Annotated in this window: 21 protein-coding genes, 2 tRNA genes and 1 pseudogene; 8 read left to right on the top strand and 16 right to left on the bottom strand. The window is 69.4% G+C overall.

The features are described 5' to 3' along the window. Nucleotides 1–16: 16 nt before the first annotated feature. Both mshC and AB5L97_RS09505 read right to left on the bottom strand, forming a co-directional pair. The gene (gene mshC, locus AB5L97_RS09510; protein WP_369047298.1) at nt 17–1,294 is read right to left on the bottom strand and encodes a cysteine--1-D-myo-inosityl 2-amino-2-deoxy-alpha-D-glucopyranoside ligase; all 1,278 of its coding nucleotides are present in this window, start codon (nt 1,292–1,294) and stop codon (nt 17–19) included. A 65-nt stretch (nt 1,295–1,359) separates the two neighbouring features. Continuing rightward, nucleotides 1,360–1,683, bottom strand: coding sequence for a hypothetical protein (locus AB5L97_RS09505; protein WP_307958245.1), 324 nt, complete (start codon nt 1,681–1,683; stop codon nt 1,360–1,362). Between the two features lie 90 nt (nt 1,684–1,773). Between AB5L97_RS09505 and AB5L97_RS09500 the strand changes: the two genes are divergently transcribed. Continuing rightward, complete coding sequence (locus AB5L97_RS09500) at nt 1,774–2,022, top strand: DUF5703 family protein (protein WP_307958244.1); 249 nt, start codon at nt 1,774–1,776, stop codon at nt 2,020–2,022. Here AB5L97_RS09500 and AB5L97_RS09495 read toward each other — a convergent pair. Continuing rightward, a complete protein-coding gene (locus AB5L97_RS09495; protein WP_369047297.1) occupies nt 2,019–3,179 on the bottom strand; it encodes an acyl-CoA dehydrogenase family protein in 1,161 nt (386 codons plus the stop codon). The genes AB5L97_RS09500 and AB5L97_RS09495 overlap by 4 nt on opposite strands. 62 nt (nt 3,180–3,241) lie before the next feature. Beyond that, nucleotides 3,242–4,564, bottom strand: coding sequence for a M20/M25/M40 family metallo-hydrolase (locus tag AB5L97_RS09490; RefSeq protein WP_369047296.1), 1,323 nt, complete (start codon nt 4,562–4,564; stop codon nt 3,242–3,244). Between the two features lie 147 nt (nt 4,565–4,711). Here AB5L97_RS09490 and AB5L97_RS09485 point away from each other — a divergent pair. Together AB5L97_RS09485 and AB5L97_RS09480 are read left to right on the top strand one after the other, a co-directional pair. Continuing rightward, a tRNA-Leu gene (locus AB5L97_RS09485) sits at nt 4,712–4,798 on the top strand. A 231-nt stretch (nt 4,799–5,029) separates the two neighbouring features. After that, a tRNA-Leu gene (locus AB5L97_RS09480) sits at nt 5,030–5,113 on the top strand. A 25-nt stretch (nt 5,114–5,138) separates the two neighbouring features. Here AB5L97_RS09480 and AB5L97_RS09475 read toward each other — a convergent pair. Beyond that, a pseudogene (locus AB5L97_RS09475) lies at nt 5,139–6,346 on the bottom strand (IS481 family transposase). Between the two features lie 284 nt (nt 6,347–6,630). Here AB5L97_RS09475 and AB5L97_RS09470 point away from each other — a divergent pair. The 3 genes from AB5L97_RS09470 (at nt 6,631) to AB5L97_RS09460 (ending at nt 8,969) form a co-directional block, all read left to right on the top strand. Then, the gene (locus AB5L97_RS09470; RefSeq protein ID WP_369047295.1) at nt 6,631–6,900 is read left to right on the top strand and encodes a hypothetical protein; all 270 of its coding nucleotides are present in this window, start codon (nt 6,631–6,633) and stop codon (nt 6,898–6,900) included. A 161-nt stretch (nt 6,901–7,061) separates the two neighbouring features. Beyond that, the gene (locus AB5L97_RS09465; protein WP_307956403.1) at nt 7,062–8,015 is read left to right on the top strand and encodes a zinc-binding dehydrogenase; all 954 of its coding nucleotides are present in this window, start codon (nt 7,062–7,064) and stop codon (nt 8,013–8,015) included. A gap of 198 nt (nt 8,016–8,213) precedes the next feature. Next, the gene (locus AB5L97_RS09460) at nt 8,214–8,969 is read left to right on the top strand and encodes an SDR family NAD(P)-dependent oxidoreductase (protein WP_369047294.1); all 756 of its coding nucleotides are present in this window, start codon (nt 8,214–8,216) and stop codon (nt 8,967–8,969) included. Nucleotides 8,970–9,074: 105 nt separating this feature from the next. On the opposite strand, the gene AB5L97_RS09455 is transcribed toward AB5L97_RS09460, so the two are convergent. From AB5L97_RS09455 to AB5L97_RS09440, 4 genes are all read right to left on the bottom strand, one after another. Next, complete coding sequence (locus AB5L97_RS09455) at nt 9,075–10,535, bottom strand: HNH endonuclease (RefSeq protein ID WP_369047293.1); 1,461 nt, start codon at nt 10,533–10,535, stop codon at nt 9,075–9,077. Nucleotides 10,536–10,805: 270 nt separating this feature from the next. Further along, nucleotides 10,806–10,928, bottom strand: coding sequence for a hypothetical protein (locus tag AB5L97_RS09450; RefSeq protein WP_307956406.1), 123 nt, complete (start codon nt 10,926–10,928; stop codon nt 10,806–10,808). A gap of 191 nt (nt 10,929–11,119) precedes the next feature. Beyond that, nucleotides 11,120–11,344 carry a hypothetical protein gene (locus AB5L97_RS09445; RefSeq protein WP_369047292.1) on the bottom strand — a complete coding sequence of 75 codons (225 nt, stop codon included), beginning with the start codon at nt 11,342–11,344 and terminating at the stop codon, nt 11,120–11,122. A 23-nt stretch (nt 11,345–11,367) separates the two neighbouring features. Next, entirely contained in the window at nt 11,368–12,690 is a 1,323-nt protein-coding gene (locus tag AB5L97_RS09440) for a hypothetical protein (protein ID WP_369047291.1), read from the bottom strand. Nucleotides 12,691–13,254: 564 nt separating this feature from the next. Here AB5L97_RS09440 and AB5L97_RS09435 point away from each other — a divergent pair. Beyond that, a complete protein-coding gene (locus AB5L97_RS09435) occupies nt 13,255–13,662 on the top strand; it encodes a hypothetical protein (protein ID WP_369047290.1) in 408 nt (135 codons plus the stop codon). 312 nt (nt 13,663–13,974) lie between these two features. On the opposite strand, the gene AB5L97_RS09430 is transcribed toward AB5L97_RS09435, so the two are convergent. From AB5L97_RS09430 to AB5L97_RS09410, 5 genes are all read right to left on the bottom strand, one after another. After that, nucleotides 13,975–15,015, bottom strand: coding sequence for a zinc-binding dehydrogenase (locus AB5L97_RS09430; protein WP_369047289.1), 1,041 nt, complete (start codon nt 15,013–15,015; stop codon nt 13,975–13,977). Next, nucleotides 15,015–15,797: an SDR family oxidoreductase gene (locus AB5L97_RS09425; RefSeq protein WP_307956411.1), complete on the bottom strand. Its 783-nt coding sequence runs from the start codon at nt 15,795–15,797 to the stop codon at nt 15,015–15,017. Before AB5L97_RS09425 ends, AB5L97_RS09430 begins: the two co-directional genes overlap by 1 nt. Then, the gene (locus tag AB5L97_RS09420) at nt 15,794–17,212 is read right to left on the bottom strand and encodes an MFS transporter (RefSeq protein ID WP_307956412.1); all 1,419 of its coding nucleotides are present in this window, start codon (nt 17,210–17,212) and stop codon (nt 15,794–15,796) included. The genes AB5L97_RS09425 and AB5L97_RS09420 overlap by 4 nt, the downstream gene beginning before the upstream one ends. An 87-nt stretch (nt 17,213–17,299) precedes the next feature. After that, nucleotides 17,300–18,145 carry an IclR family transcriptional regulator gene (locus AB5L97_RS09415; RefSeq protein WP_307956413.1) on the bottom strand — a complete coding sequence of 282 codons (846 nt, stop codon included), beginning with the start codon at nt 18,143–18,145 and terminating at the stop codon, nt 17,300–17,302. Nucleotides 18,146–18,232: 87 nt separating this feature from the next. Further along, nucleotides 18,233–19,291 carry a D-2-hydroxyacid dehydrogenase gene (locus AB5L97_RS09410; RefSeq protein ID WP_369047288.1) on the bottom strand — a complete coding sequence of 353 codons (1,059 nt, stop codon included), beginning with the start codon at nt 19,289–19,291 and terminating at the stop codon, nt 18,233–18,235. A 137-nt stretch (nt 19,292–19,428) separates the two neighbouring features. Between AB5L97_RS09410 and AB5L97_RS09405 the strand changes: the two genes are divergently transcribed. Next, nucleotides 19,429–20,304 (top strand): NAD(P)-dependent oxidoreductase, encoded by an 876-nt coding sequence (locus tag AB5L97_RS09405; RefSeq protein ID WP_369047287.1) that lies wholly within the window; start codon nt 19,429–19,431, stop codon nt 20,302–20,304. Nucleotides 20,305–20,392: 88 nt separating this feature from the next. Here the strand turns inward: AB5L97_RS09405 and AB5L97_RS09400 are convergent, their stop codons facing one another. Beyond that, complete coding sequence (locus tag AB5L97_RS09400; protein ID WP_307956416.1) at nt 20,393–21,325, bottom strand: MaoC/PaaZ C-terminal domain-containing protein; 933 nt, start codon at nt 21,323–21,325, stop codon at nt 20,393–20,395. Then, a complete protein-coding gene (locus AB5L97_RS09395) occupies nt 21,322–22,755 on the bottom strand; it encodes a 3-oxoacyl-ACP reductase (protein WP_307956417.1) in 1,434 nt (477 codons plus the stop codon). The genes AB5L97_RS09400 and AB5L97_RS09395 overlap by 4 nt, the downstream gene beginning before the upstream one ends. Nucleotides 22,756–22,783 lie beyond the last annotated feature (28 nt).

Genomic DNA, 22,783 nt, shown 5'->3' with positions numbered 1-22,783 from the left:
CGCAGCCGAACCCCGCTCAGACCAGCCGCACGCCCAGCAGGGCGTCGACCGCGGAGGTGACGAGCGCGCCGTCGTGCGCGCTCGCCTCGGTGCCGGCAAGCGAGTCCTCGGCCCACTTGTCCACGGCGGCAAGGGCCCGGGGCGCGTCGAGATCGTCGGTGAGGGCACCGCGGATCTCTGCCAGGAGCGCTTCAGCTGAACCGGGCAGCGCACGCACGACGGCGCCACGCCAGGTCTCGAGTCGGCTCACCGACGCGTCGAGTAGCTCTTGGGTCCACTCCCAGTCGGAGCGGTAGTGGTGGGCGAGGACGGTGAGGCGGATCGCGGCCGGCTCGACGCCGGCGGCGCGCAGCTTCGAGACGAGCACGAGGTTGCCGCGTGACTTGCTCATCTTCGTCCCGTCCAGGCCCACCATGCCCGTGTGAGCGAAGTGCTTGGCGAGGGGCACATGGTGCAGGCTCCACGCGTGCCCCGCTCCCATCTCGTGGTGTGGGAAGGCGAGGTCCGAGCCGCCGCCCTGGACCGTGAAGGGCGACGGGAGGAACTTCTGCGCGATGACGGTGCACTCGATGTGCCACCCGGGGCGCCCGGGGCCGAGCGTGCCACCGTCCCAGTGCGGCTCGCCGAGGCGGGCCTCGCGCCACAGGATCGGGTCGAGGGGGCTGTGCTTGCCGGGCCGCTCAGGGTCGCCGCCGCGCTCGCCGAAGACCTCGATCATCTCGGCGACTGTGAGGTGGGAGACGGTCCCGAGTCGCCAGGCCTCCGCCGAGTCCGCGCGGCGGGTCGCCTCGGTCACGTCGTAGTAGACATCGCCGTCGGGCTCGCCTTCGGCGCCCGCGAGCTGGTAGGCGAGGCCGTCGGCGAGAAGCCGCTCGACTTCGGGGACGATCCACGGGATCGACTCCACGGCGCCCACGTAGTGGTCGGGGGCGAGGACTCGGAGGGCCTCCATGTCCGACTGGAAGAGGTCGATCTGCTGGCGGGCGAGGGTCCGCCAGTCGACTCCTGTCGCATCGGCGCGCTCGAGGAGCGGGTCGTCGACGTCGGTCGTGTTCTGGACGTAGCTGACCGTGCTGCCGGCGTCGCGCCAGATGCGGTTGAGGAGGTCGAACGCGAGGTAGGTGGAGGCATGGCCGAGGTGCGTCGCGTCATAGGGCGTGATGCCGCAGACGTACAGGGACTGCTCGGGCGCCGAGGGAATCTCGACGGTGTCACGCAGTTGGGTGTCGTAGAGCCGGACCGCTCCGGCGCTACCCGGCAGCTGAGGGACGGGGGTCTGCCTCCAGGTTTTCACCTGACCACTCTAGTGCCCGGCGGAGATGACCCCGAATCCGAGCAGGACATACAGGAGGGCCGGTTCTAGAAATCCCGGCCGGCCAGCGCTTCCTCGCCGTCGTCGGCGCCGTTGCCGTCTCGGCTGTCGGCGGTGTCGTCGTCTTCGTCGTCCGACTCATCGTCGTCGTCTTCGTCGTCGTCATCGTCCGAGTCGAGGAGGTCGATAGGCAGGTCCTCCCCGTAGGCGTCGTAGAGCGCGTTCGCGTAGGTCTCGAAGGCATCCGCGACGGAGAAGAACGCCGCCTCGACGGACGGATCATCATCCCCGCGCCGCGAGGCGGCCGCGACGAGGTGTTCCTCCAATGCAGCCGTCAGCGAACCAAGGGCGACACGCGGATCTATGCTCATGGGAGCCACGGTAGTCTGAAATCACTGGGTGTGCCTAGCGAACGTCATCGGCTCCGGGCACACACTTCGCAGCACGAGGAATCGAGGGCCATGAACGAGCGGATCCTCTCCGGCGCGCAGTCGCTCGCGGCCGGGTCGCGGCTGGCCGGGCCAGGCCGGCAGTACGAGTACCTGGTCCTTTCGGTGAGTCCCGGAGATTCGGTTGCCGATGCGCGCCAGCGCGTGCGCGAGCATTCCGAGTATGGCAAATGGGAGCTCGAGCGCAGCCGCCTCTACATGGGCGGCGGCCGTCAGTACTGGCTGCGGCGCAAGGTCATGCTGGTCGAGCGGACCGTCTAGACCTCCTCAATCGGGCCGAGGAGGTTCGTCGCCACGGTTGCGTGCGCCGACTCCGGGTCCGAGGGGTGGTACAGGCCGGCCAGGACGTCGCGGTAGAGCCGTTCGAGCTCGCTGCCCCGGAAATATCCGCTGCCGCCGCCCACGCGCATCGCGCCGTCGACCACGCTCTTCGCCGTCTCGGTGGCGCGGTGCTTGAGTCCGCTCAGCGCGCGGAACCACGCGGCACCGCGGTCCGCGAGCCCGTCGATGTCCGCGGCCACCGACTCGAGCTGCGGGATCATCCCGTCTACGGCGAGGCCGAGCTCGGCGATCTGCCACCTGATGTCCGGATCCTGCGAGTAGGAGCGGCCGGTGCGGTGCGAACGGCGGCGGTGCGCGGCGTCGACCGCGAGAGTCAGCCCACGCTCGGCGACGCCCGTGTAGACGGCGGCCAAGAGCGTCTCGAAGACGGAGAAGATGCCGAAGACCAGCAGGTCGGGGTTCGGTCCGACGGGGAGCTTGCGCACGATCCTGTCAGCCCGCGCCGTGGCACCCTCGAGGACCGTGGTGCGGGACTGGCTCGCCCGCATGCCGAGCGTGTTCCAGTCGTCGAGGTGGCGCCAGCCCGGCTCGTCGCGGCGGATGAATCCCCACACGAGCTGGGGTTCCTCGCCCGCGGTGTCCTTGCCGAACGTGCCCATGCGCGTCCACGCGGGGGCGAGGCTCGTGAAGACCTTGGTGCCGGTGAAGGCGTAGCCGCCGTCGGGCCGCGGGACGGCCTCGGTGACGGAGTCGAACAGGACTGAGTCGTTTCCGGCCTCGGAGACCCCGAACGCGAAGACCTCGCCGGCGGCGGCCTCTTCGAGCACGAAGGCCAGCGACGAGTCGCCGCGGTCTGCAAGGACCTTCGCGACCCCCGTCCACACGAGGTGCATGTTGACCGCAAGGGCCGTTGCGGGCGCCGCCTGGGCGAGCCTGCGCTGGAGGCGCACGACGTCGGCCAGTCCGGCTCCCAGTCCGCCGTCGCCTTCCGGGACGAACGCCTTGAGGTAGCCGGCGGCCACGAGCGCGTCGAAGTCCTCCTGGAAGAACTCGTTGCGCTCGTCGTAGCCGGGCGCCCGGGATCGGATCTCCTCGATGAGCGCGTCCGGAAGGACCACTGCGGGGTCGAGTGCCACTGCTCCCCCTCCTCTCCCCCGTTGTGGGGTCTCTGGCGGACCGTTGCGGGGTCCCTGGCCGGTCAGTACGTGGTCAGCAGCCGACGTAGCACGCGGGCGCCGAACTTGAGCGACTCCGCGGGGACGCGCTCGTCGACGCCGTGGAACATCGCGGGGAAGTCAAGATCGCCCGGGAGCTGAAGCGGAGCAAAGCCGTAACCGGTGATGCCGAGCCGGCTCAGCGATTTATTGTCGGTGCCGCCCGAGAGCGTGTACGGGAGCACGGCCGCGCCCGGGTCTTCGGCGTGGAGGGCGCCGACCATCGCATCAACGAGCGGACCCTCGAAGGCCGTCTCGAGCGAGACATCCTGATGGACGTAGCTGAAGTCGATACCGTCGCCCGCGAGCTCCTTGAGCTTGGCCAGCACCAACTCGTCCTGGCCGGGCAGCGTGCGTGTGTCGATCCGTGCCTCGGCCGACCCCGGGACGACGTTGTCCTTGTACCCGGCCTTGAGGACCGTGGGGTTGGAGGTGTTCTGCAGCGTCGCGCCCACGAACCGCGCCACGGTGCCGAGCTCCTTGAACAGCACATCGGGGTTCTCCGGGTCGAACTCGATGCCAGTGATCTCAGTGACGCCGTCGAGGAACCTCCGGGTCGTGTCCGTGAGCTCGATGGGCCACCGGTAGTCGCCGATCCGGGCCACAGCACGCGCAAGGCGAGTGACGGCGTTGTCGTCGTTGACCTGCGATCCGTGTCCAGCGCGGCCACTCGCCGTCATGCGCAGCCACCCCAGCCCCTTCTCGGCCGTCTGCAGCATGTAGGTGCGCTTGCCGCCGATCTCCGCCGAGAAGCCGCCGACTTCGCTGATCGCCTCGGCAGCGCCCTCGAACAGTTCGGGGCGGTTGTCCACGGCCCAACGGGCACCGTAGGCGCCCCCGGCCTCCTCGTCGGCGAAGAGCGCGATGACGAGGTCCCGCTTGGGCCTCGTGCCGGTGCGCTGCATCTCGCGGGTCACGGACAGGATCATGGCGTCCATGTCCTTCATGTCTACCGCGCCGCGGCCCCAGACAAGCCCGTCCTTGAGTTCCGCAGAGAACGGGTCGACGCTCCAGTCCTCCTTCTGGGCCGGAACGACGTCGAGGTGCCCGTGCACCACGAGAGCTCGTGCGCTCGGATCCGTGCCCTCGACGCGCACGACGACGCTCGCCCGCCCGGGTGCCGATTCGAAGATCTCGGGCTCCAAGCCAACCTCGGCGAGCAGTCCGGCGGCGAACTCGGCGGCGGCCCGCTCTCCTGGGCCTTCGTTGGTGCCGTAATTCGAGGTGTCGAACCGGATGAGGTCCTGGCAGATGCCCACCACCTCGTCCTCGGCGGCGACGTGGGTCTCGGCGGGGCGGTCAGTCATGGGTCCTCCTGAAGCATCTGGCGGTGGCTCTAGCCTAGTCCCGCCCCCACCGGCCCCCGATTTCAGGTTCCGGGCACGCATCGTGTAGTGTCTTTCTCGCTGCCCGGAAGGGAAACGACACATTGGATCGCTTCTCGGGTGCTGCCTGCGCGGGTGGCGGAATGGCAGACGCGCTAGCTTGAGGTGCTAGTGCCCTTATTGGGCGTGGGGGTTCAAGTCCCCCTCCGCGCACCACGGGAAGCCCCGGTCTTCGGACCGGGGCTTCCGTGCTTTCTTGGCCTCGTCCGCCGCTCAGCTCTGGGGTCGTTTCGCCCGCTCGCACGACGGCGAAGGCGCGCCGTCGCGCATCGCCGCGCCTTCCTCTGTGGTCACGGGCGCGGACTCCGGTGGTGTATGCTTGGATATCGCTGCCGGGGCCAGAAACGCCTGCAATGACGTTTCACGCGATGGACTCGGAGGCCGCCCGCGCGGGTGGCGGAATGGCAGACGCGCTAGCTTGAGGTGCTAGTGCCCTTATTGGGCGTGGGGGTTCAAGTCCCCCTCCGCGCACGATTGTGATGACTCGGGACATCCTTCACGGATGAGTCGGGACATCGGTAACACCCCCGGTCTTCGGACCGGGGGTGTTGTGTTTTTTGGGCTGGTAGCCCTTGGTGGGGTCGATGGTGAACTCGGCGAGGATCTCGCCGGTGCCGTGCTCGATGGCGGTGACGTCGGCGTCGTGGACGAGCAGGATGAGTCTCTTGTGCCTGTGGGCCCTTCCGATGCCGAGGTGTCTGAGGCGTCCTGCGTGGCGGAGGGTTACCTTGCCGTCGGCGTCGACGCGGTCGGTCCGGACGCGGAAGTGTTCCCCCTGGGCGGCGATGGCGGGGGCGGCCTTGGGGGTCTGGGTATAGGCCTCGTGCGGGGTGTGCCGGCCGATGGCCCTGTGGGGGCGTTCGTGGTTGTAGATGTGGCGGAACTTGGCCAGGAGCTCGTTCAGGTGCGCGATGGTGTGGGCCTGGGGCTGGGAGGCAAGCCATTTCTTGAGGGTCTGGTGGAACCGCTCGACCTTCCCTGGGTCTGGGGGTGGCCGGGGGACCCGTTCTTCTGGGCGATCCCGAGGGAGGCGATGAGGGTCTCGAAGGCGTTGCGGCCTCCTCTGCCGCCTGCCAGACGGGTGGTGTAGACCATGCCGTTGTCGGTCAGGGTGGAGACGGGGAGGCCGTGGGCGGCGGCGGTGTCCAGGAAGGCCTCGATGACGATCGGGCCGGTGATGCGCGGGTGGGCGCTGAGGTGGAGCAGGCAGCGGGCGTGGTCGTCGAGGAAGTCGATGATCTCGGTGTGGGTGCCGTCGGCGAGGTGCCAGTGGGTGAAGTCGGACTGCCAGGTCTCGTTCGGCTGGGCCGCTTCGAAGCGGTGCAGGGAGGACTTGGGCCGCTTGCGGGGCTCCGGGGCGACGAGCCCGGCGGCGGTGATGATCCTGCGGATCGTGGAGACCGCCGGCGCCGTGCTGCCCTCCTTCTCGAGGTGCCATGCGATGGTCGCCGGCCCCGCGTCCAGGCCCTCGGAGACCAGCTCGGCCCGCAGTGCCAGCACACGGGCACGGACCTCTTCGCCTGTCGCGTGCGGGCTGGTGCGGGGTCGGCGGGAGCGGGCCTCCAGTCCGGCGTCCCCATGCTCGGCGTGGCGGACGAGGAGCTCGTGGACCCAGCGGCGGCTGACGCCGTACCGTCGCGCTGCTTCTGATCTGGACATTCCGCCCTCGAGGACCGCCAGGACGATGACCTTGTTCTTCGACATGGCCCATGCTCGGGCCCACCGGAGCGGGAACGATGCCGCGACTCACCCCGCGGCCGGTGAAGCATGTCCCGACTCACCGGTGAACGATCACCCGTGAACGATGTCCCGACTCATGCGGGAACGATGTCCTGAACTCACACACCCCTCCGCGCACGATCTGATTGCCCCGGTCTTGGGACCGGGGCAATCGTCGTTTCCGGAGTGAACCGCCGCGGTCCTCTGAGCGTCTTCTACAGCGTGGGGACGCCACCCCGACGCCTCCGCCGTTGAGGAGGAACAAGCCAATGAAACGCCTTCTGTATTCTCTGGGTGCTGCCTTGATGCTGTGCGCGGCCGCCGCCGGACCCGCGCTGGCTGACAGCACCGGAACTCCGGGCCCCCCGAGCCAGTCGTGCCAGAACCTTGGGCTGACCACGCCTGGCAACGCGGCAAGCAGCCCAGGTTCACCGTTCAACGAGCCAAGTCCGGCCAATCCGGCCGGCGGTATCGGCGGGCAGCACTACAACGCGATGTCCCAGTACGACGTCGCATGCTTCCAGCAGTCTGTGCACTGACCGCGGCGCACCGCTCCGCGGGTGCCCCACGACGACGGCGCGCCTCACCACACATGGCGAGGCGCGCCGTCGTGCGTGGGTGGGAACTCGGGCCGATAGGCCTCGGTGGAGTCGCCCCGGGTGCGCATAGAGTCGGAAGTGTCACCGAGAGGAGAGTCACCATGAAGGCATGGCAGTTCAACGGTACAAACAAGCCACTGGAACTCAACGAGGTCCCCGAGCCGCACGCTGGCCCGGGGCAGGTCGTTGTCGAGGTCAAGGCCGCAGGGGTGTGCCATTCGGATGTGACCGCGCTTGACGATGCGGGCTGGATGCCGCTCTTCCACGAGCTCCCGCGGACAATGGGCCACGAAAATGCCGGCGTGATCGCCGAGGTCGGCGACGGCATGGACGAGTGGCATGTAGGCGACCGCGTCGGGCTCGCACCCGTGATGAGCGACGGCGACGCCCTCGGCTACGGCAAGTGGGACGGTGGGTTCGCGCCGAAACTCGTGGCGACCGCCGACAATCTGGTCAGGCTTCCCGATGAGGTGGCCTTCGACTTGGGCGCGATGGCGACCGACGCCGGTCTCACGGCGTACCACGCCATCATGGCCGTCGGCGGCGCCAAGGCGGGCATGAAGGTCGGCGTGATCGGGCTTGGCGGTCTCGGCTACATTGGTGCACGCTGTGCCGCACTGGCCGGCGCTGAAGTGTACGGCGCCGAGATCAACCCCGAGACGCGCAAGCTCGCCGACGAGATCGGCCTCGCCGGGGTCGCCGACTCCATCGACGCGTTCAAGGACAAGGGCCTCCAGCTCATCGTCGACTACGCGGGCTTCGGAACGACTACGAGCGCGGCCATCGAGACGCTCGCCGAGTTCGGCACCTTCGTGCAGGTCGGCATGGGTCGGCTCGAGGCCACCATCAACACCTACCCCCTCATCATCAACCAGCTCACGCTCAAGGGCTCCAAGTCCGGCACGCGCGAGGACCTCGCGGGCATCTACGAGCTCATGAAGACCGGCAAGCTGAACCCGCCGATGAACCTCATCACTCACGCGGACATTCCGGGCGCCATTGACAAGCTGCGCGCCGGTGGAGTGATCGGTCGATTCATCGCGATGTACGAGTAGACCCCGGCCATCCCTGCAACGCACGACGGCCCAGACCCACGCCCCATGCGGTGGATCTGGGCCGTCCAGACGCCAGAGCCGCGTGTTCCAGAGTGGAACATCTGTGTTCCAGACCACATGCCTACGGTGAACGCAGCGACCGGCGCACACACGTCGCCGCCGTCGCTTGATAAGCCAGGATGCAGGGAAGGGACAAAGATGACCAAGCGTGTTGAAGGCAAGATTGCGGTGGTAACCGGCGGGGCGGCAGGCATGGGCCGCGCCCACGCGCGCCTCCTGGCCAGCGAGGGGGCCCGCGTCGTCGTCACAGATGTCGACGCCGCGGGAGGCCGCGAGACGGTGGACCTCATCGAGGGCGAAGGCGGGACAGCGACTTTCGTGGAGCACGACGTCTCGAAAGCGAAGGACTGGGAGTCGGTGGTCGGCCACGCCACGGAGGAGTACGGCCGCATTGACGTGCTGGTGAACAACGCCGGCATCCTCGCCTTCACTTCTCTCCAGGACACTGAGGAGGAGGTGTGGGATCGGATCTTCGCTGTCAACGCCAAGGGCACCTATCTGGGGTGCAAGGCTGTGCTTCCGGCGATGGAGCGGTCGACGGCGCCGTCGATCATCAACATCTCATCGATGTACGGGATCATTGGTGCCCCGAACGCTGCCGCATACGAGGCGTCGAAGGGCGCGGTACGCACCCTGACGAAGGCGGCTGCCGTGGATTTCAAGGAGTTCGGGATCCGTGTGAACTCCGTCCACCCGGGCGTGATTGCGACCGCGATGACCAACGACATCCTTGCCGACGCCGAGGGCACGAAGGCGCTCCTCGGCACGACCATCCTCGACCGGGCGGGCCAGCCCGAGGAGGTATCCGCGGTGGTGCTCTTCCTGGCCTCCGATGAGTCCTCGTTCATGAACGGTTCCGAGGTAGTCGTCGACGGCGGGTATATCGCCCAGTAGTCCTTCGTCTGGGCACAGAGCCGCCGCGCATGCCGATGGCATGCACGGCGGCTCTCGCCGGTGGATAGCCGCGATCCGCAGCCGAACGAAGGCAAGCACGCCTGCTCAGGCTGCCGTGTGGAAGACCATTCGGCCACCTGGGAACCCCACTCGGTGGCCGACGATCTGCCGGGTTCCAGGTAGCGGCGGCGCGGTCGAACTATAGCGATGGCCGGTCGGTGTAGTCACCGTGACGGTGTGCCGGGTGGCAGGGGTGGTCCCATGGCTCCACCCGGGCGCTTCCTTGACCTGGTTGCAGCGTTCGCACAGTCCCTGGCCGTTGGCTTCGTTCGTGGGGCCTCCCCGTGCAGCGGGGATGACGTGGTCGTACTGGCGGATCGGTGCGTTGCACCATGGATTCCTGCAGGTGGCGTCCCTGAGAACGATGAAGGTCTTGAGCCCTTCGGGGAACGTCCTGGCCTTCGAGTCCATCGCAGTGAGCGCCCCGGTCTCGGGTGCCGTGTACAGGCGGCGCAGGGTGGCGCGCTCCGCGGCACAGAGCACGAGGTCGCGCCCCACCTGTGCGGGCAGGGCACCGAATCCTTCAAGGAGGGCAGGCTCGGCGGAGCCACGGACCAGCGCACTCTCCGCCATGACGAGGTGGACCGCCACCGCCACATCCTCGGCGTGCTCCTGCCCGGTCAGCCTCTCCACCGCGGTGTCCGCCATGATTTGGTCGCGCGTGCGATCCTCACGCACGTCAGGCCCCGCGGCACGAGCGGAATCCGCGTTGGCGGTCAGCGCCTTGTATGAGGCGACGGCTTGGGCGGCCGGCAGCAGACAGGACAGGACTGCCATCGAATCCGGTGCGGGCCGAAGCCAGACGCGGCGCTCGGTCACCGCACGCCGGGCACGCTTCACGGCCGCCGCGGGGTCGAGCCGTTGGGCATGCGCCCGAGCCTCTGCTGCGAGCTGGCGATCCCCGACGCCCCCGCGAGCGTAGGCGGCCACCATTGCTTCGTCCACGCGCACCCGGTCCTCGACGTCGAGGCAGGCCGTCTCCCGGACGACAAGGGTCGCCCGCCATTCGTTGATCCGTCCCGCAGCGAGGGCGTTGAGCGTGTGGGGCATCTCGTTCACGAGTGCCTTCGCCAGCCCCAGCAGGCGGCCGCCACGGGCCGGCGACTCACTGCGGGCCAGGGCGATGGCGTGGCTGGCTTCGACTGAGGGGTCCACGGCGCGCGGCCCTTCGCCGAGCCGATCGCCCGCAAGGGCCTCATCGGTCGCCGCCCGCCGCTCCCGGACCCGCTTCTCGAGAAGGACGCTGTACCGGGCCTGATAAGTCGAGGCGGCGGCCTTCAGCCGCTCCGCCGCACCGATCCGCTCGATGAGTTCCGCCTCGCTCAGCTGACCGTCGTCCTCCGCACCGGATACGAGCGCCGTCGCCCACGTCCCGATGACGGCGGCGCTCGGCGAGCTCCCGCCGACAGACATCAGAACATCCGCGATGAGCCGTGAGAAGTCGTCCGCATCCTGCGGAGCTCCCACGGCGGTCGGCGCTTCCGCCAGCACGGATAGTTCGAACATGTGTTCGACTCTACCGTGGCCCCGCCTCCCGGGCCAGACCTGTGGAGGACAACTGAGGAGAGCGGCGCCGCCCCCCATGGATACGGCGCCGCCCGGTCCGTCGAGGGCTACTTGCCGTAGCTCCATTCCCAGCCCGCCGGCGCCCCGGGTGCGGTGGAGAAGCCGGCCGAGGCGAAGGTGCCAGAACGGCGTCGTGCTGGGACAGCGTGGCCGGGCCGGGCGAGGTGCGGGACTCGAGCAGCGGGATGGCCTAGGGTGGGCCCGCAGGACCTACCTGGCCGAGCGCGCCCGCTTGCCGATCGCGGCGCGCCGCTCTCCCCCGGCGACAGGCAGGCACATTTCGCTGAGGACCACGTCCACGATCCCGTCGAGGATCTCCGCCCTGTTGGCCACGCGTCCTCCACCGACACGGCGGACGCCGCTGGCCGCCCCGGCTCAGGTCACGATGGGCACCGCGGTGAGTGACGCCGTCGTGCGCCACCGGCCTGCACTGCGCACCTGCTTGACTGCTCTTGCCCGGCCGCTCACACGAAAGGGACCAGCCTCAGGCTGGTCCCTTGGCGTCTCCGCCCGTCCGTGTCAGCTCAGGATGCTGCCGCGCGGGGGCTCGAAGCCTTGGTTCCACTCGGCTGCGCGCCCATGCCGCCGATACGGGCCAGAATCGTCTGCATGCCCTTGTCAGCTTGGGCACGGCTCAATCCACTGTTCTTACCGATGAGCGAACCGGCGCCGAGGTCGATTCGGGCATCGGACAAGATAGACCGGCGCGGTGATTCGTGACGGCGGATCTTCTTGCGGTTCAGTGCCATGGCGACCTCCTTCTGCCCCGAGTCTACTGTGAGCGGGCCCATTTCCACAGGGACCTGGCCATCCGCCGCGCGTTCACGAGGTACAGGACAAGCCCGAGGAGGATCGCCACCGCGACGACCACGACCACGAGCCAGAGAAGGTCCCACCACCACGGCTCGAGCGGAACCCCGACGCCGATCCCAGCTGTGAGCAGCACTCCGGCACACGAGATGAGCATCAGCCTGAGCGGCAGCAGCATGACTGCCAGCGCGCGGTGTTCGGGGGCGCGCGCCATCCATGATAGGAACAAGGCTGGCCCTACGAGGAGCAGCGAGACCGCCTGTGACGGCACAGTGAAGCGGGGCGAGAGGATCGGAGCGCCGAAGAACTTCTCCGCGGCCACAGCCACGGCGAACAAGAGCACGACCATCACGCCCACGACCGTGAAGGTGAAGACACCCGAAACTGCCGGGACGAGCTCGACACTCACTTCCGCCCCCGAATAGTTCTCCGACGGCGCGAACGCAACATGGGCGGTGCTCCGCGGCTTGGCGGGGACGTCCTCGCGAGGGTCTGCGACATACTCGTCGCCAGCCGTCTCCTGCACACTGAGCCGACGGACGACCAGGCCAGCAGGTGCACTGAACTCAACGTGCTGGCTGTGCGCCAGGCCCGCGTCTGGGAGGTCGAACTCGATGATCCCGACCCTGTTGCCGAGATCCGGGATCGGCAGGCTGCGGTCATAGGAGAACTTGACCACAGTCCTCTTCCCGACGAGGTCTCCGTCGACCTCGACCACGAGGAGGAACTGGTCCAGAAACCCCTTCACCATCCGGGCGACAACCGCCCTGCTCTCCGGGTCGGCGATGCCGCTCCAGGGCATGAGCTCCCGGTCGACCTCGACCTCGATTGCTCTCCTCGTCTCCGCGGACGTCTCGGCAGGGTTGAACCCGACGACGCGGTGTATGAGGTCGCGCATCTGCTCGGACTCCTCAGTGGGGCGGGGCACCCCGGGGCTCGTGATCTGGACCAGCATCTCAACGGCGAGCTGCGTGTTGTCGTCACGTCCGAGCACGGGCATCGGGTGGTCATCGGGCCCGGTAGCCGAGACACGGCGAAGCGCGCCCTTCTCGATCAGAGCAAGCGGCACCAGGACGCGGCCGTCCGACCCAGGCACTGCAAGGTCCGAGGGAAGCGTGAAGTCAAAGGAGATCGCGCGACGGGTGGCGCCGGCGACACCGAGGCTGATCGAGTCGACCCGCCGGTGCACCCAGAGGGGCGCCCCGAACAGCAGCGCGGCAATCCGCCGGCCCCTGTCTGGGAAGTCACCGAGGCCAGGCCAATTGATCTCATTGGTCACCACCACGCCCCAACCCTATCGGCCCTCGGAAGGATTGAATGCGCGGACGGCGTCGTGCTGGGCCAGCGTGGCCCTGCAGGCCTGCGACGCCGCCCGCATCGCCCAAGGGCAGACGGTTTTGGTCACCGGTGCGTCGGGCGGTGTCGGCTCACAGGCGGTGCAGCTGGCAACAGGGCTCGTCGCCGGCAGCACCCCGCTCCCCGACTCCGCGGCGGGCGGTTGACCCGCATGCGTCGGCAGCTGAAGGCTCTGGCCCTGTCCTCCTTCGTCCGCCGGCGCCTGACAATGCTCGCCGCGGGCCCAGCGCGCAAGCGACCTCGCCCGACTCATCGAGGCTGGAACCCTGAGGCCCTGAATCGACCGGACCTACCCGCTCGAGCAGCTGCCCGGTGCGATGCGCGCCCTCGTCGCGGGCACGTTCCTGCGGAAAGGTCGCCATCTCGGTCTGAGTGCGCACGACGACGGTGCCTCGCCCAAGAAACGTCGGAGGGGCCCAATAGGTTCTGATCATCGCTGACGGACGGGGGACCGATGGGCAGGGCACCGATCGAATGGTGGGAGTGGTTGGTCGTGCTGGGACCGATCGCCGCGCCGCTCCTTATCGCCGCGGCTACTTTGACCGCGGCCGGTATCGCCGCTCGGGTCGCCATACGGACTCTCCGACAGCGGGATCTCGCCGACCGAAAGGCCGAATGGTGGCGCAGGACCCAGTGGGCCTTCGACACCGTTCACGCAGATTCGGCTTCCCGACGTGAGCTGGCGCTCGACGTACTCGACGTCCTCGCCGAGAGCGACCTGCCGACACTCGAGGAGGTCCTTCTCCTGGAGACAGCCAACCGACTGCCACTGCGGGCGGCACAAGGCAGGCTGGACGCTGAACTGGAGGTCATCGACAATGGAGATTCAGAGGGAGAGGCGGAAGCCGATGAGCACCACGACGCCGGCGCACAGCCCGGGAAAGCAGCAGGCGGCATCTAAGAGGGTCGTCCGAGTCCCGCGCGGAGAGCTGCGAGTGCAGGCAGCAGCAGCACGGCTCCAGGTCACCATCGACAAGCGGCTTGACCGCGAAACCCCCGAGTGGATCAAAGAGCTCGCGAAGAAGCAGTACTGACGTCCCAGCACAGCCGGGGGTCTGGCCAAACGACGGGTGCGCACCCTTCCCGCACGAGGTGGGTGCTGACGACGCCGCCGCCCCACCAAGGGGACGGGCGGCGCCGTCGTGCGTGAAAGAAGTGGCCTACGCGACCCCGAGCTCGTTGTTTCGGTGATGCGGCCATGGGCGGCCGGCGCTCAGAACGAGATGAGGACCTTGGAAGAGACCGAGGCGTCGGCGGCGGTCTCGAAACCCCGGAGCGCGTCCTCCACAGGCACCACGTGCGTCACGATCCCCTCGGTCCTGAGGGTGCCGTCGCCCAGCGCGGCCAGGACGTCGCCGAACTCCCCCGCGAAACGGAACGAGCCCGCGAGGGTGAGTTCCCGTGTGATGGCCGTCGCCATGGGTGCCTCGACGCCACCGGCGCGCTGCAGGCCCAGCATGACGACGGTGCCCCCGCGGGCCGCGGCCGAGACTGCCGCCGCGAGCCCGGGCACCGTCCCGCTCGATTCGACGACGACGTCGGCGTGGAGCGCCTCGATGGCCTCGTCGTCGCGCGCGTCCAGGGTCCGCGCGCCCTGTTGGCGGGCTATACCCAGCGGGACCTCGAAGAGGTCCGTCGCGACGACTTCGGCGGCCCCGTGGTGGTGGGCGGCCGCAATGACGAGCTGGCCGATGGGCCCCGCGCCGATCACCGCCACGCGCTTGCCCCGCACGTCGCCGGCGCGCTCGAGGCCGTGCCACGCGACGGTGGCCGGTTCGGCGAGCGCCGCGGTCTCGAGCGAGAGGCCCTTGGGCACGCCGTGGAGCATGCGGGCTGGAAGGGCCACCCGGCGGGCGAACGCGCCTTGCGTGTGGGGGCGGTGCATGGCCGAGCCCAGATAGGTGGACGCGGGCGCGAGGTTTGGCCGGTCGGCCGGATACGGGGTCCTGCCGTCGCCGCGCGGGGTGAGCGGATGGGCCGCCACGCGGGTCCCCGCCGTGGGGCCGGTGCCGTCGGCCGCGGCCCGGATCACGCGCCCCGAGACCTCGTGCCCGAGGATCATGGGCTCTCGGAGGATGGAGGCCCCGGCCGCCCCGTGCTTCCAGTAGTGCAGGTCGGAGCCGCACACGCCGCCGAAGGCGACCTCCACGACGGCCTCGTCGTCTGCGGGCACGGGCTCCGGCACGGGCCCGATCCGCAGGTCGCCCGCCGCGTGGGCGACGACGCCGAGGTTCTCCCGCGCAGCACCCGTCATCAGACGACCGCCGTCATGCCGCCGTCGACGAACAGCGTCTGTCCGTTGACGAAGTCGCTTGCGGAGCTTGCGAGGAACACGAGCGCGCCGACCAGGTCGCGGGTGTCTCCCCAGCGCGCCGCGGGGGTGCGCTGGCGCACCCAGTCGGAGAAGTCCTCGTCGGCCACGAGCGCCTGGGTCAGCTCGGTGGCGAAGTAGCCGGGAGCGATCGCATTGGCCTGGATGCCATGGGGGGCGAGGTCTGCGCACAGTCCCTTCGTCAGCATGACGATGGCGCCCTTCGTCGCCGAGTACGGCGCGATGGAGGGCCGTGCGAGCTGGCTCTGCACGCTGCCGATCTGGATGATCTTCCCGCTCCCCCGCTCGACCATGCCGCGGCTCACACGGCGTGCCAGGTAGAACGCGCTCGAGACGTTGGTGGCCATGAGGACGTCCCAGTCCTCGTCGCTGAACTCGCCGATCGGCGCGCGCCGCTGGATGCCGGCGTTGTTGACCAGTACGTCGAGCACGCCGACCTCCGCTTCGAGCGCGGCGATTCCGGCGTCGACGGCGGCCGGGTCGGTGACGTCGAACGTCACGCTGCGTGCTTGTGAGCCGGTCGCGTCGGCAACTTCGGCCGCGGCGCGGGCCGCCTTCCCTGCGTCCCGGCCGTGCACGACGACGCTGGCTCCCGCCGCGGCGAGCCCCTCCACGAGTGCGCGCCCGATGCCCTGGCTGGACCCCGTGACGAGCGCGGACTTCCCTTCGAGGCCGAAGGCGGCAATCCCGGTGGGTGCCCTCACGGCCGGACCCTGACGAGTCGCTGGGTGGTGGCTTCCACGCCGTCGCCCACCTCGTCGCGGGAGAGCTTGAGGGCGTCGTCCGCGCGGAGCAGGTCGCGGCGGAGCGTCTCGGGGACGAGGAAGGTGGAGCAGGTCGTGATGAGGGCCAGGGTGGCCATGTAGGTGGCGAGCAGCACCCAGTTCCCGTGGCTGACGGCGATGATGTAGGCGCCGAGCACGCCGGCCAGACCCCCTGCCAGTACCGCAGAGATCTCCCGGGCCATGGCGACGCCGAGGTAGCGGTGCCTGTTGCCGAACATCTCAGGCAGCATGGCACACTGCGGACCGAGCATCGTGTTGACGGCGATGCCGATGCCGACCGCCACGACCGCGACCGCGAGGACGTGGTTCCCCAGCGAGAGCAGCCACCACGCCGGGAACGAGTACAGGAGCATGAAGACCGCACCGAAGCGGTAGACGGTGCGTCGTCCTACCCGGTCGGAGATGGCGCCGGCGAGCGGTACCGAGAAGACGCCGATGAGGGAGCCGATCGTGACGCCCCAGGCGAGCAGGCCCTTGTCGGCGCTGCTGCCGACGACCGAGACGAAGAAGCTCAGGGCGAGGGTCTGGAACATGTAGGAGCCGCCGTTCTCGGCCATGCGCAGGCCGATGCCCACGATGACGCCCGGCAGTCCCTTGGTGAAGATCTCCCGCACCGGCTTGTCCTGGAGCTGCTCATGCTTCTCGAGCGGCACGAACGTGGGAGTCTCGCGGAGCTTGGTCCGGATGACAATGGCCACGAGGATGAGCACGAAGGAGAGCAGGAAGGGCACGCGCCAGCCCCAGCTCATGAGCTGGTCCTTGGGCAGCAGCGAGATGGCGCTGAAGACCAGCCCCGCGAGCAGGGTTCCCGCCTGGATGCCGATGAAGGGCAGCGCCGCGAAGAAGCCACGCCGCTTGACCGGAGCGTATTCGGCCATGAGCACTGTGGAGCCCGCCTGCTCCGCCCCGGCGCCGAATCCCTGGAGCAGGCGGAGCGTGACGAGGAGGACCGGCGCCAGCAGCCCGATCTGGTCGTACGTGGGCAGGAGGCCGATGAGGGTCGAGGCGCCGCCCATCAGCAGGATGGTCACCACGAGGATGGTCTTACGACCCAGGCGGTCACCGAGCCGGCCGAAGAACAGGCCGCCGAAGGGCCGTGCCAAGAAGCCGACGCCGTAGGTCGCGAAGGCGGCGACGGTCGCCATCGCTGGGTCGCCCTGGGGGAAGAACAGCAGGTTGAAGATGAGGGCTGTCGAGAGCCCATAGAGCGCGAAGTCGAAGTACTCGAGCGCGCTGCCGACGCTCGAGGCGAGCGTTGCGCGCTGCAGGTTCTTGGCATAGTCCGGATCCGACGATCCCGGATGCTGGGCGGTGTCCCTAGTGGTCACGGCCATCTCCCTTGATTGGCTGGAACAGGAGGTGCCTGCACGTGCGTGCTTCTCGGCTCCTGTGACCTACCTTACCAACCTGATGAATCCTGTTCAACCCTCTGAACTCCGTCGACTTTCCTCGAGATCCCGACGTGCCGATGCCCCGAGGGGGTTCGTCAATTGCAGGGCCGCATCCTTGAGCGCCTCGGCCACTCGTTCCAGGTGCTCCGGGGTCGCGCGGGCCTCCTGGATGGCGACGCCCAGCGCCAGCGGCGGATCACCCGGCGCCCAGCCCTCGAGCGGCACGGCGACCCCGACGAGCCCGGGCATCCCTTGCCCCGGATCGAGCGCCCAGCCGCGCTCGCGGGCGCGGTGGAGCTTCTCGAGAAGCTCCGGCAGCTCGCGCACGCTGCGGTCCGTGACATGGGGGAACGGGACCTGATCAGCCATGATCGCCTCGATCCGGGAATCATCCATGACCATGAGCAGGGCGTTCCCCGTGGCGCTCAGGGCGGCGTGGATCCTTGACCCCAGCGGGGTTCCGAAGCGGACTGTGCGCGAGCCCTCGTGGCGGGCCAGGTAGAGCGCGTCATGGTCGTCGAGCATGGCCACCTGCACCACCTCGTGACGGAGCACGGGCGAGGCCTGGCAGACGGCGTAGAACTCCCGCACCTGGTTGAACTGGGCGGCGAAGGCGCCGCCCAGTTCGGCGTTGCGGCGGCCCAACTGGTAGCCCGAGGGGACCCGCTGGACCATGCCGCCCTCCTCGAGCGCCAGGCACAGGTTCATGGTCGAGGACTTGGGCAGCCCGAGCGCCGTGGCAATCTCGGTGAGCGTCAGGGGGCCGTTGGCCTCCGCGAGCACGCCCAGGATCTTCAGGCTGCGCGTGACCGCGGGGGCGGGGTCCCGGCGCTCGCGGTCCTGCTCATCGCCATCGTTCGGAATGGACTTCGCCATGCAGGTCTCCTCTTGCTCCCCGTGCTTGCGCACGCGTGTGTGCCCAGCTGTCGGGCCGGGCCCATTATGGCCGAGAGCCCCGCGGTCTCAGTAGAACTCCACCGTGTTGACCACATTGCGCATGGCCTCCCCGTCCAGCAGCCGGCTCGCGTTCGCGGCGAAGAGCCGCGCGATCCGCTCCTCCTCCTGAGAGTTCAACGCTGCCGTGTGCGGGCTGATCAGCACATCGTCGCGTCCCCACAGCGGAGAATCCGCCGGCAGCGGCTCCACTTCGAACACGTCCAGCGCGGCGAAGGAGACTCTCCCGCTCTCGAGCGCCGGCACGAGCGCGGACTCATCGATCACCGTGCCACGGCCCACGTTGACCACGATGGCTCCGGGCTTGATGGACCCGAGCACCTCATGGCCTACGAGGTGGTGGGTGTGCTCGGTCCCGGGCAGCGTGACGACGAGGGCATCAGCCTCGGCGGCGGCGCGCGCGAGCTCGTCCACCGGCACGAGCCGATCCACGCCGTCGACCGGCTCCCCGCTGCGGGTCGTGCCCCACACGGTCGCACCGAGCGCCTTGAAGCGGCGGGCGCACTCGGCGCCGATGCCGCCCAGGCCGACGACGAGCACCGTCATCTCCTCGAGCTGCTTCATCTCCCAGCGGTCGGTCCACACGCGCCCACGCTGCTGCGCGATGAGGCGGGGCAGGGACTTCGCGCCCGCGAGCACGCCGAAGACGGCGAACTCGGCGAGCGGGCCGCCATGCATTCCGGCCGAGGTCGTGAAGGCAACGCGCTGGAGCGCCTCCTCCGGCAGCCCGGCGGCCTTGACTTGGCTGCCGCCGCCCGCCGCTGTCGTGTGCACCCAGCGCAGGCCGGGATTGGACGCGACGGCGCGGTGGAGCGCGGCCGGGTCGACGTCGGGAATGCCGAACAGGAAGTCCGCCGAGTCGACGAGGGCCTCGAACGCCGCTTGCTCCTGTGAGGTGCGGACGCGGTCGGGGTCACCGGACCAGTCGGCCGGTCCGCGCATGGGACGGTAGAGTCCGTGGTCGCGCACGACCTCGAGGCGGGGTTCGAGCGCCTCAATGAGTCGGCAGTGCTCTTCGGAGAGCGGGACAGCGACGACAGCGCGGACCGAACCAGTGGTCTCGGACATGGGATCCCCTTCGTTGCGGCAGTTCCGATGGCGTCCACGGGAGCGAACGACTCCCACAAGGGTAGCGCGGGTTCAACGTACTGAACAAAGTTCCATATTTGGACCGCGCCATACTCTGCGGCCGCTACGCTGGGAAGATGACGACGATCGCACTGGGCATGATCGGCCTCGGCGCCATGGGCGCCCCGATGGCCCGGCACCTGCTCTCCCACCACGGATCCCTCGCAATCACGGCCCGGCGCCCGCAGTCGGAGCTCGTGAGCGAGGGAGCACACTGGGCCGATACGCCGCGAGAGCTCGCCGCCTCCGTCGACGCCCTCCTGGTCATGCTCCCTGACCTTCCCCAGCTCGAGGACGTCCTGGCCGGGGACGAAGGCATCCTGGCCGGCGTGCGCGACTCGGGCCTGACGCTGATGGTCGGCTCGACCAGTTCGGCCACGGGACTGCGGGACCTCGCCGCCCGGTTGGCGGACGAGACCGACGGCCGCGTGCGCGTCGTGGACTGCCCCGTCTCGGGTGGGGAGGACGGGGCGATCGCCGGGACCCTGTCCATCATGCTCGGCGGCACCGAGCCCGATGCGGCCCTCGCCCGCCAGCTGCTCGCTCCCTGCGGCAGCCCCGTGCACCTCGGCCCGCTCGGGGCCGGACAGGTGGCCAAAGCCTGCAACCAGCTCGTGGTGTCCGCGACCATCCTGGCCCTCGGCGAGGCAACCGTCCTCGCCGAACGCTCAGGGATCGACCTGGCCCTGATGTGGGACCTGCTGGGCGGCGGCTACGCCGGGTCGCGGCTCCTCGACTCCCGCAGGGAGAAGCTCGTCAGCGGCGACGACTCGCCTTCCGGCGTCGCGAAGTACATGGTCAAGGACCTGGTCTCCGCCGAGGAGATCGCGCGCGCCACGAACACCAACCCCGTCCTGCTGCCCGCGCTCCGCGCCGCGTTCGACGAGATCGTGGCGTCCGGGCTTGGCGATCAGGACATCTCCGTGACCCGGCGGTTCGTGGCCGGGCGGTAGAGCTCGGGCGCTCTGCCGGAGCCAGCCCGAGGGGCCCGGTGACGGCGGGCGGTGGGCGCGCACCGCCGTCATGCGCGCCCACGCGCTGCTACCCGAGCTGGACCACGGACCCCACGAAATGCCGCCGGCCCGACTTCGCGTTCCATCCGACGAAGTCGGAGCGTTCCCAGCCGCCCTCGCCGTCAACCACGTCTGAGATGTTCACCGACACCCGTGCCGGCAGGAAGACGGGCGCCTCGAACTTGACGTCCCAGACGAATGCGTCGCCCTTCTGGGTCCCCACCTCCGCAAGGACACGCGAGGCGGTGTACATGCCGTGCGCGATGGAGCGCCGCATCCCGAGGGCCCGCGCGGAGATCGAGCTCAAGTGGATGGGATTGAAGTCTCCGGACACGGCCGCGTACTCGCGCCCCGTCTCGGACCCGAGGCGCCAGATAGCCGTCGGCAGCGGCGCGCGGAAGTCTTCGCGCGGCTCGGAGGCGACAGGCTTGTCGATGCCGGGCAGGAACACGCCCTTCGCCAGGTAGGTCGAGACGCCGCGCCACACGGGCTCCCCTCCCCCGGCCCCGCTGCGTCGCACCTCGGCAACCACATCGACCTGGGTCCCGGCCCGGTGCCCGGAGAGATTCTCAGCCCACGTGGTCACATCGAGCAGGTCGTTGTAGGTGACCGGTTCGCGATACTCGACGTGGTTTCGCAAGTGCACCATCCCCAGAAGCGGGAGCGGGAAGTCCTCGCGGCCCATGAAGCTCATCGCCACCGGAAACGCGAGGGCGTGCAGGTACCCCGCCGGCACGACGTCGCGTGCGGCTTCGCCCAGCAGATGCTGGAACTCCGTGAGCTTGGCAAGGTCTTGGCGCACGACGGCGACGTGGTGCCTCGCGCTCGGAAGCCGCCTCGCGCCGTTGCTCCTGGAGATCATGAGCCGCGCGGCCTCGGCGGCCGCGGCGACGTAGAGCTTCGAGAGCGAAGGCACCTCCGGCAGCTCGACGGTCTCGATCCCCCGCGGCGGCGCGCTCACTGCCCCACCAGATTCTGCCCGCACACGCGGAGCACGTTACCCGAAATGCCGCCAGCCGCATCAGAGGCGAAGAACCCTATCGCCTCGGCCACGTCGAGCGGCAACCCGCCCTGCTGGAGGGAATTGAGGCGGCGGGCCACCTCGCGCGTCGCGAAGGGGATCTTGGCGGTCATCTCGGTCTCAATGAATCCGGGGGCCACGGCGTTTGCGGTCCCGCCGGTGGCGGCGAGCCGGGCCGCCGTCGAGCGGACCATACCCATGACACCGGCCTTGGACGCCGCATAATTCGTCTGGCCGCGGTTGCCCGCGATGCCAGAGGTCGAAGCGACGGAGACGATGCGGAACCCGTCGGGAAGCCTCCCGGACCCCATCAGCGCGTCGTTGATCCGCAGCTGCGCCGCGATGTTCACCGCGATGACAGCGTCCCACTTGGCCGCGTCCATGTTGGCCAGGAGCTTGTCCCGCGTGATGCCGGCGTTGTGCACGAGGATGTCGAAAGCGCCGTGCCGGGACAGGGCGTGCTCGAGGATCCGCTCCCCCGCGTCCGGCTTGGTGATGTCCAGTTGGAGGGCGGTCCCGCGGACCTCGTTGGCGACCTTCGCGAGGGAGTCGCCTGCCGCGGGGACGTCGACGACCACGAGCTTCGCCCCATCCCGCGCGAGCGTCCGTGCAATCGCCGCGCCGATGCCCCGGGCGGCCCCGGTCACCACGGCGACCTTCCCCGCGAGCGGCTTGTCCGGATCGGCGGGCAGTTCGCCCTTGGCCGTGCCGACGGTCAGGAACTGGCCATCCACGAACGCGGACCGTCCGGAGAGCAGGAAGCGCAGGGCCCCGAGCGCACTGGGCACCTCCGCCGAGACGCCCTCGGCCAGGAGGATCCCATTGCCAGTCGCCCCGGACCGCAGCTCCTTGGCCAGCGAGCGCAGGATGCCCTCGACGCCGGCACGGGCCGCGGCGAGCGCCGGCTCGTCGGCCGTGGAGGATCGACGCGACACGGTCACGACCCGGGCGTTCGGCGCGAGCGAGCGCAGCGCCCGCCCGGCAGCGAGGACCGGGCCCGCGAGGTCCTCGGGCCGCGTGATCGAGTCGAGGGCGAGGACGATTCCCCCCAGCTTCGCGGTGCCACCGGTTGGCGCGTTGGCGCCCGGAGCGGCGGGTGAGGCGGACGACGACGCCGACCCGCCGGCGTCGTGCGTCCCACCGGCGGCGGTGGCGATCCCCGGATCCCGAAGGACCTCGACGTCCCAGCCCTTGAGCGCGGTCTCGAGCGAGTCGGCCCCGGGACCGGTCCCGATGAGCAGCACGGGCCCAGGCACGAGCGGCGCGCCCGGCTCGTAGCGGCGCAGCCTCACGGGCTGCGGGAGTCCGAGCCTCTTGGCGAGGTCACGGCCCCAGCCGCGCGAGACGAAGTCGGTGTATTTGTCAGCCATGTGTTTCCCTTCCCCCGGGTTGTCCTGG

It is taken from the genome of Sinomonas sp. P10A9 (assembly GCF_041022165.1).
Lineage (GTDB): Bacteria > Actinomycetota > Actinomycetes > Actinomycetales > Micrococcaceae > Sinomonas > Sinomonas puerhi.
Note: the sequence above shows the minus strand (reverse complement) of the source record. Positions and strands in the feature narration are given on the sequence as shown.